This window comes from Thauera sp., from assembly GCF_035444905.1.
Taxonomy (GTDB): Bacteria; Pseudomonadota; Gammaproteobacteria; order Burkholderiales; family Rhodocyclaceae; genus Thauera.
Map to the genome: position 1 here is coordinate 1 of NZ_DAOMPS010000088.1, position 8,729 is coordinate 8,729.

The 8,729-nt window shown below is 67.7% G+C and carries 9 protein-coding genes; 7 read left to right on the top strand and 2 right to left on the bottom strand.

What is annotated here, in order from left to right; translation table 11 throughout:
- Positions 1-1,472: hypothetical protein (locus PLC66_RS21285; protein ID WP_324544198.1), on the top strand; the 1,472-nt coding region annotated here is incomplete at its 5' end.
- Here the strand turns inward: PLC66_RS21285 and PLC66_RS21290 are convergent.
- Both PLC66_RS21290 and PLC66_RS23000 read right to left on the bottom strand, forming a co-directional pair.
- Positions 1,469-1,786, bottom strand: coding sequence for a hypothetical protein (locus PLC66_RS21290; protein ID WP_324544199.1), 318 nt, complete (start codon positions 1,784-1,786; stop codon positions 1,469-1,471). The genes PLC66_RS21285 and PLC66_RS21290 overlap by 4 nt on opposite strands.
- Positions 1,783-1,965: a DUF6076 domain-containing protein gene (locus tag PLC66_RS23000; protein ID WP_503012255.1), complete on the bottom strand. Its 183-nt coding sequence runs from the start codon at positions 1,963-1,965 to the stop codon at positions 1,783-1,785. Before PLC66_RS23000 ends, PLC66_RS21290 begins: the two co-directional genes overlap by 4 nt.
- Positions 1,966-2,034: 69 nt before the next feature.
- On the opposite strand from PLC66_RS23000, the gene PLC66_RS21295 reads away from it, so the two are divergent.
- The 6 genes from PLC66_RS21295 to PLC66_RS21320 all read left to right on the top strand — a co-directional run bounded on the left by PLC66_RS21295 (position 2,035) and on the right by PLC66_RS21320 (position 8,620).
- Entirely contained in the window at positions 2,035-2,751 is a 717-nt protein-coding gene (locus PLC66_RS21295) for a hypothetical protein (RefSeq protein ID WP_324544200.1), read from the top strand.
- Positions 2,748-3,332, top strand: a complete 585-nt coding sequence (locus PLC66_RS21300) for a hypothetical protein (RefSeq protein ID WP_324544201.1) — start codon at positions 2,748-2,750, stop codon at positions 3,330-3,332. The genes PLC66_RS21295 and PLC66_RS21300 overlap by 4 nt, the downstream gene beginning before the upstream one ends.
- Positions 3,317-3,730, top strand: coding sequence for a GNAT family N-acetyltransferase (locus PLC66_RS21305; protein WP_324544202.1), 414 nt, complete (start codon positions 3,317-3,319; stop codon positions 3,728-3,730). Before PLC66_RS21300 ends, PLC66_RS21305 begins: the two co-directional genes overlap by 16 nt.
- 3 nt (positions 3,731-3,733) lie before the next feature.
- Positions 3,734-5,470: a phage tail protein gene (locus tag PLC66_RS21310; protein WP_324544203.1), complete on the top strand. Its 1,737-nt coding sequence runs from the start codon at positions 3,734-3,736 to the stop codon at positions 5,468-5,470.
- Between the two features lie 24 nt (positions 5,471-5,494).
- A complete protein-coding gene (locus PLC66_RS21315; protein ID WP_324544204.1) occupies positions 5,495-7,693 on the top strand; it encodes a glycosyl hydrolase family 28-related protein in 2,199 nt (732 codons plus the stop codon).
- A gap of 219 nt (positions 7,694-7,912) precedes the next feature.
- Positions 7,913-8,620, top strand: a complete 708-nt coding sequence (locus PLC66_RS21320; protein ID WP_324544205.1) for a hypothetical protein — start codon at positions 7,913-7,915, stop codon at positions 8,618-8,620.
- Positions 8,621-8,729 lie beyond the last annotated feature (109 nt).

The following is an 8,729-nucleotide window of genomic DNA, read 5'->3' on the forward strand; positions in this document are numbered from 1 at the left end:
TCAGCATGGGCACCAGCGCCATGCGGGTCTTCGGCCAGCAGGCCCCGCAAATCCTTGCCGGATTCGGCCCGCTTGGCATAGCCATTGGCGCTGCCGCCGCGGCGCTGCCGCTTCTCGCTTCTGCGATGAGCGACGCTGGCGACGAGGCGCTGGCGCTCGACGGGATCACGAAGACGCTGAGCGACACGCTGGGCGTCCTCAAGGCCGCGGGTTTCGAGGTGGCGGAAGCCACGGACCTGTTCAGCGGCGCGCTTCGGAGCCTCGCCGAGACGGGCGCGACCTCGGCCATCCGCGACCTGCAGCAGCAGCTCTCGGACATGGTTGCGGACATCACCCGCGTCGTCCCCGGCACGCAAGGATCACTCGCGATCGTTAGCGGGGTCGAGCAGCTTCAGGAGGCGCTGGGTCTCACCGAGGAGCAGGCGCAGCGGCTGTTCGATGCGATCACCCGCCTCGCCGGAGCGCCGATGGACCAAGTGGCCACGGCGGCGCAGGCGCTGGCTAACACGATCGCCGGCATCGCCGACGAGACCGGGCAGATCACGCCGGAGATGGCCGCGATTCGGGATGCCGCGATCGGAGCCGGGCAGGCAGCGGCGACCCTCGCGGACAACACGGGTGCGGCTCGTGCACAGGCGCAGGGGCTCGCCGGTGATTGGCAGACAGTCCTCGCCAACGCGCAGGGCGCGATGATGGCGGCCGGGCAGGCTTTGGCCGCGACCGAGCGCGCGCGGGTCGCGCAACAGCAGATCAACAGCAGCCGGCCGACCTCCTTCGGCGGGGCGCTCGGCACGGGTGCCGGGGATTATCCCCTTAGCGGGGTTCCGCCGACGCGCTCATCCGTAATGGATGCGCAGTTCCCGATCTATGGCTCGCCGCTGACGGCCCCGACTGCGACGAGCCGCGGCGGCGGTGGCCGCGGGGGCGGCGGAGGCATCGATCGCGCGGCAGCGGAAGAGCAGCGCCGCATTCAGCAGGCCATCCGCGACGGCATCCGGGACGTGGCGCAGGCGCAGCGCGAGCTTCAGCGGGAGAACGAGAAGACGGCGGAGACCTTCGCCGACATCTTCGTCTCGGCAATCGACGGCTCGCGCAGCCTCGAGGACAGCCTTCGCAGCCTCGCCTCGCAGATCGCCAAGACCTTCATCCAGTCGGGGATCGAGGGGCTGCTCAACTCTGGCGGCGGCGGGATCTTCGGGGCGATCTTCGGCGGCGGCCGGGCGAGCGGCGGCCCGGTGCGGGCGGGGACCAGCTATCTCGTCGGCGAGCGCGGCCCGGAGATATTCACGCCGCGAGCGTCGGGCACCATCACGCCGAACGGCGCCGGTGGCGCTGTGGACGTGCGGGTTTACGTCGACCAGGACGGCAACTGGCGGGCGGCGGTGGCGAACATCGCCGGCCCCGTGTCGGCGCGCGCGGTGCAGCGTCTGGCCCCTTCCACCGTCGCGAACGCCAGCCGGCGGATGGGTTAGCAGCCTCGGAGGCGGTCTTCCATTGCGGCGACCTGCCCCTTGAGCGAGGCGATCTCGGGGGCGCGGTCCTCGCCGTTCAGCGAGGCCAGTGGCGCTCCGACGATGATGACGGCGGCGGTGTCCTGGGTGCGGGCGTGGCGCTGCTCGCCATAGAGCACAGCGAGGCGAGCGGTCGCTGCCGCATGTTCGGCCGTCACGGCGTTGCACGAGGCGCCAACGTAGGCGCTGGGGGAGACAGAGACGGGTTCGATCTTCTCGGGGGCCTGCGCGCAGGCGGCGACAGCGAGAAGCGGAACCAGATACAGGGACTTCACGGCTTTTCCTTTCGCTTGCGTGAGGCCGAAACCCGACACGCGGTTGAACAGTAGGCGGCATCTCTTCGGCCGATGAACAGCCGATTGCAGTGGGCGCACCTCCGCACCCATCCGCTGACCTTCAGACCTTCGATCAGATCAAGAATGCGTATTGCCATGCTTACGCATATACCTAGCATATCCGTTAGCTGTCAAGGGGTGACATGGAAGTCTGGCCGCCAAATCTCCCATTCTCGTCTCAGGCGTGGATGAAGGCCGGCCCCAGCCGCACCGGGGGGCGCAGCATCTCCGGCAGCGAGCAGGTTGTGCGCTCCGATGCCGGCTATTGGGCGATGCGCGCGCGGGTGATAGTGCCATTCTCGGGCGTCCGAGGCGAGGAGCGGACGCTCGCCTACCGGGGGCTATATGCGGCGGTTGACGGCATGGCGGGGGAAATCCTCGTGCCCTGCGTCGCGCGCTGGCGGCCCTACGACGTGCACGGGCGGATGCTCTCGGCCGCCGCCGCTGCCACGTTCGCCGATGGCGGCGGCCTGATGGATCACTCGGGCTTCGGTCAGACCGAGGTCGTCTACATGCGCGCGGGGGCGGATGCAGCCCTCGGCGCAACGCGGATCACGGTGCTGCACACGGACGTTCCGCCTTTGCGGCCGGGGCACTACTTCGGCCTCGGCGACCGGCTCTATCTTGTGGCGCGGGCATGGGCAAACCCGAGCGTCCACGGCGTCATCGCCTTTGGCGGAGCGCCGATCACCTTTGGCGGCGAGCCCCTGAACTTCGGGTCGGTGACCTACTCGGAGACCATCGAGTTCTGGCCGAAGCTTCGCGCGCCGCTGGCTGCTGGCGAGCCTCTGATCCTCGGTCGCCCGGTTTGCAGGATGCGGATGGCCGCCGACGAAACGGGCGTGTTCGACCAGATCAACCTCAACTCGGCCGACGTGTCGATCGACTTCGCGGAGGTGTGGTGAGCCTCTTTTCCCAGACTGTCGACGCGTACCTGGACAACCGGACGATCGAAGCGAGCCTGCTCGTCTTCATGGACTTCAAGGACAGCCCGAAGCGGTGGTGGACAGGATTCGGCACCCTCGCGGCCGGGGGATACGAGTGGGAGGGCGCGGGCGATATCGTCCAGATCGACGGGTTGTCGCAGGGGCAAGCCGGCGAGGCGACGGAGACGACCTTCACCCTCTCCGGCGTCAACCCCGAGATCGTCGCGATGGTCCGCTCTGGCAGCGCCGCGGTCAAGGACCGCCGGGTGATTGTCTATATCCAGTTCTTCCACATCGAGGGCTCCGGCGGACAGGTCCACAGCACGCTCGATGGCCCGGTCGCTCTTTGGGCGGGGCGCATGGACCTCCTGCGCTATGCGGCAGACGGGCCGAGCTCGCGGACTGTCATCCTGACGGCCGAAAATATCTGGTCCAGTCGTCGCCGGCCGCCGTTCGGTCTCTACACCGACCAGGACCAGAAGGCGCGCTTCCCCGGCGACCGCGGGCTCGAGCAGGTGCCTGATCTGGTCACCAAGACGATCGAGTGGCCGACGTTCTGATGCGCCCGGCCACGTTGCAGGACATGCCCGAGCTCGTCGGGATGGCGGAGGCGTTCGCTTCGGTCGCCGAGCGCCCGCTGACCTTCGACCGGTCGCGCACGGCTGGCGTGCTGGCGAGCCTCATCACCTCGCCGGACGGGCTCGTCCTCATCGCGGCGGGCGGCTTCATCGCAGCGCAGGTGACGACCACGAACATGAGCCGCGAGCGGATCGCGGTGGAGCACTGCTGGTATTTCCGCTCGGCGGTCGGGCTCGCCCTTCTGAGGGCATACGAGGCGTGGGCGCGGGAGAGGGGGGCCAAGCTCATCCGGTTCACGTCGTTCAACGAGCGGGTCGCGGCGATCCTGCGTCAGGCCGGCTACGAGCCTGCCGAGCAGGTGTGGGCGAAGGCGGCCTGAGTCATGGGCATCCTCTCGGCGGTCTTTCAGGCCGTGGTGGGCTTCATCGCGTCGGGGTTGACCGCGGTCGGCGTGAGCGCGTCGGTGGCGACTGCCGCGGCAAACATCATCGTCGGGGCGGGCCTGACGGTCCTCTCCGGCGCGTTCAGGCGCCGCCCCCGGCTGTCGGTCCCGGATCAGCAGTCGGTCCTCAATCAGTCGACTGGTCCGAGGATCAGGGGCTATGGCCGCGACAAGCTGGGCGGAACCCGAGCCTTCTGGGACAGCAAGGACGGCACGCTCTACCAGATAGTCATGCATCATTCCGGAGTGGTGGACGAGATCGAGTCCGTGTGGCTCGGAGATCAGACGTACTCCCTCTCCGGGAATGGATGGGTGGTCGGGGATGACGATATCCCCAACGAGACCATCCGGATTCGGACGCTGAACGGGTCGCCAAATCAGACGGCCTTCGACGTGATGACCGCCGCATGGCCTGGGGTGTGGACGGAGGATCACCGCCTCCGCGGGATTGCCTGCACCTATGCACAGTTCAATGGTGTCGATGCCGAGGACTTCGCCAAGGTGTACCCCGAGGGCGCCCAGACTGCGGTGCGCATCCTCGCTCGGCTGAGCCGGGTCTATGACCCGCGCACCGGCGAAACCGCGTGGTCGGAGAATTCCGCCCTCTGCATGCTGGACTATCTGAGGCATGCGGACGGGTTCCCCGGCATCACGACGGCCGACGTGGATCTTGCTTCGTTCGGTGCGTTCGCGAACGTCTGTGCCCAGGGTGTTCCGCTTCGGGCTGGGGGCTCCCAGGCGCGCTACCGGCTCGGGGGCACCTACAGCCTCCAGGATGATCCGGTCGACGTCCTGCATTCCATGCAGGCGACGTGCGATGCCGATCTCTACCTCACGCCGGAGGGCAAGATCGGCGTCCGTGGCGGTGTCTGGCAGCCCCCGACCGTCACGATTACCGACCGGGATATCCTCTCGTTCGACCTGTCCGAAGGCACCGACAAGCTCGCCGCCTTCAACGAGGTGAAGATCGTCTTCCGCGATCCAAAGGCCAGCTACCAGCCAAACGAGGCCCCCGCGTGGCGCAACACGGTGGATCAGGCGGCTCGGGGGCAGATCGTGGAGGACCTGACCCTCGACATGGTGCAGTGGCCGGCGCAGGCGCAGCGGCTCGCGAAGATCCACGCCCACCGAATGAACCCGCGCTGGCGGGGGACGATCTCCACCAACCTCGTCGGGCTGAGGGCGTGGGGAGAGCGGTTCATCACCCTCGTGATCCCGGAGATGCATATCGACGGCCCCTTCTATATCGAGCGGCGGGCGTTCCGGACCGACATGAGCGGGCTCGAGTTCGAGATCTACAGCCTCGGCCCGGAGGCATACGCATGGACGACCGCCGAGGAGGGCGTGCCTAGTCCTCCCCCGGCAGGAACGAAGCCTAGCCGCACGATCGAAGTCCCCGCGGTTGACGAGATCACGACCCCGCTCCGCACCATCGGCTCGACGACCGGCTACGTGATCCAGTTGACGGTCCTGGAGCCGGCTCGCACCGGCTTGTCGCTCGTCGCGCAGTTCCGCCTGTCCCCGTCCGGCCCATGGGAGGCGATGTCGGCAGTCGACCTTACCGCCGTCTCGGGCATCGTCAGCGAGGGCGAGACCTACGAGGTCCGCGCGCGATGGAAGACCTCATCCAACGTCGTTTCGGCATGGCTTGAGCCGCCCGAAACGGTCGAAGTCTAACCCCTACTTCCGGAGAGCTTACCGATGGCTTTGCTCGCTCAGTTGGCGAACGAATACCTGCGCGAGCACAATCGCTATTCGGGCGATGGCAAGCCGGGCGCCCCCGCCGCTCCGCTCCCTGTGGGCGACCCGCAGAGCGGGCGGTATAATCCATCGAAGCAGGACCTCCGCCGGATCTTCGGCGCGGTGGACGATACGCTGGTCGCTGCCTTGGCGGCACAGGCAGCGGCCGAGGCCGCCCGCGATCTGGCGCAGGGCTACACCTCAGATGCGGTCAGCCAGGGCAATGTCCCGCTCTACTCGACTCGCAATGCCGTGCAGTCCCTCGAAATCCCCGAGGGCATGTCGTCGCTCCGGGTGAGCGGCCATGCGACGGTCGGCGATGGTGGGGCTGCGCTCTACAAGCGCGTGGTCTCCGAACCGTCGCACGCCGGCAAGGTGCAAAGCGACGACGGCGCCTGGTGGGAGATAGCGGAGCGGGTTCTCAGCCCCGTCATGCTCGGCGCCGTGGCCGATGGGTCAACCGACGATTACCCCGCAGTGCAGGCCACGCTCGACGTGGCGGCCGCGACCGGCGCGCGTGTCCACTTCCCCGAGGGCGTATTCAAGATGACCTCCGGATCGCCGAAGGTCTCCTCGAACACCGTCATCACCGGGGAGGGCAAGGGCAAGTCGATCCTCGTCCAGCCCAACTATTACAGCTACGAGCGGCCGGGCTCCTACGTCAAGGCGAGCGTGGTCGACTGGAACGGCCTCTGGATGGATGTCGGCACCTCGAACGTCGATATCTCCGGCCTCGAATTGCGCGGCCCCTTCTGGCAGCCCGATGACGCCGGCTACACCTCGAACCCGGTCGAGAACTGGCCGGCGAGCAACGGCATCCATGTTCGCGGCTCCGACTACCAGTGGCGCAAGAGCCTGACCATCACCGGGGAGAGCTTCAACGTCCGGGTCCACGACTGCCACCTGGAAGGGTGGGCCGAGGACGCGATCCAGCTCGATATGGTCACCCACCTCTGGGTGGAGCGCAACACCATCGCCAGGTGCGGCCGCGGCGGGTTTCGGGGCTATAGCTGCGTGCACTCGTGGGTGCAGCACAACAGCATCGACACCCTATCCCCCGGCGACTACCTCAACAACGGCAACCGGATGTACGGCATCGAGTTCACCCGGACCTACCAGTCCGGGGTCCGCGCCTCGGCCGACTTCTGGGTCGTCGGCAACCGGGTGCGGAACTGCCTCCAGTGGAAGGGCATGGGCACCCACGGCGGGCAGCGCGGGCGCTTCCTCCACAACGACATTATTGACTGCCACCATGGCATCGGCATCGACAAGGGCGGTTTCGAGGAGGGTACGGGCATTGCTCCACCCCGCGACATCCAGATCGTCGGCAACCGAATACTCCGGTCGGCGGCCGGCGACGAAACCGAGGGGAACGGCGAGGGCGGCGCCGGTCACGCTATCTTCGTCACCGCACACGACGGCACGAGCACGCATCTCGGCCACCATCTCGTCGTCTCCGACAACATCTGCGAGGGCTGGGGCTGCGAGAACCTGAACGGCGGCGCGTGGATCGGGAACTGGGCTGCGGTCACCGTCGGGCCGAACGTCTGGCGGACCAGCTTCGGGATGGCGATCCGGCTGCGCGATACCGTCATCGCGCTGAACCTCGGGCCGCAGACCATCCGGGGCGTCACCCGGTCTTCGGGTGGAAACCAGCGGGGGGTCTCCGTCGAGGCCAGCACGATCACCGGCATCGTCTGCCCGCAGATGATCGAGAACGTCTCGGCCACCGAGTTGACGGCGATCTTCCTCGCGAACGATAGCGCGGTCACCGTGCAGGACGGGCACTCCCTCCGCAATACCGGCGGCGGAACGATCAAAGAGTGCAACATCCCTGCCAATGATCTGTCCGGTCCGATGACCCTCGGCGCCCTGGCCGTGGGGCGCATCACCGTGGCGGGTGATGACTCGGTGACCATTAACGGCCACCGAAACATCGTGTCGTGCGTGCGGAACAGCGAGGGTAACTTCACCGTCACGCTCGCCAAGGGCGGGTCCGGGGCAACCACCATCTTCCCCATCGCGTCGTCCATCTCCACGGGCGGGGCGCTCATCTGCCACGCCACCGCGGCGGGTGCGGACAGCATCACCGTGATAACCAGGGACACGTCCGGCACCCTGACGGACGGCGGGTTTGTCCTGCACGTCTTCGGGTTCTGAACCACCCCTTTTGCGGAGGCAACGATGCCCGAAGTTAAGCAGGACGCGCCTGGCGCAGTCCCGGCCACCGAGATATCCGGTGCGGTCGCGGTTCCCGGAAACGCGGTAGGTCCGAACAGTTACGTCAACGCGATCGTCCGCAGCGGGGCCGGCATGGTCGCCGACCCGGACCCTACTCTGGCGGCCGACAGTAACTGGCGGGTGCCCACGCAGAAGGCGGTGAAGGCTTTCACCGCCGCTCTCCTCTCGGAATTGAGCCTGAGCTACGACAATATAGAGGGCCTCGACAGCAGCGAGGCCGGCGCGCTCTACCTGATCGCGCTGAGCGCCCTGGATGCCGCCGCCAGGCTGGGGTTCCTCCTCGCCCTATTCGAGGACGGCGCGGACGACGAATCCGAGGATGCGGGAAACCTCAGGGGCCTGATCGCTGCGTTGACCGCACAGGCGCTCGGTGCGGACGGCGTGACCGTCGTGACGGATGGGGCACTCGTCTCTCTCCCCTATGCAACGAGCTCCGGCGCCACCAACCGTAGCTGGGGGTTCGACGCCGCGGGCAACTTCTGGCTGCCGACCTATGCCGAGACGCTCACCGCCCTCGCATCGGTCGTCGCCACCGTGTCCGTCACCGGCTCCGGCGAGCAGGACGTCACCGTCACCGCCGCGACCACGAACATCCGCATTGCGCCGACCGGCGGGAACATGACGATCGACCAGGTGACCGGCCTCTACATGGGCCAGGCCATCAACGTCACGCTGGTTCAGGACAGCACCGACCGCACCCTCGCCCTCGCCGGCGGCTCGAACGCCGTGCTCGGCCACGCTGACGCGCTCGACATGCCCTCGGGCTCCGGCGAGGTCGCCCGCGGTCTCCTCGTCGGCATGGACGACGGCACCGGCGCGATCGTGCCGCACTTCTTCGCGGTGTGACGATGCTCGGGAACAGCGCGCGGCTCCTGCAACTGGTGCGCAGCGGGGGTGCCGCCGCTGCGCCGACCTTGAGCAATGCGGTCGACGCCGCCAACGGACCCACGGCCGC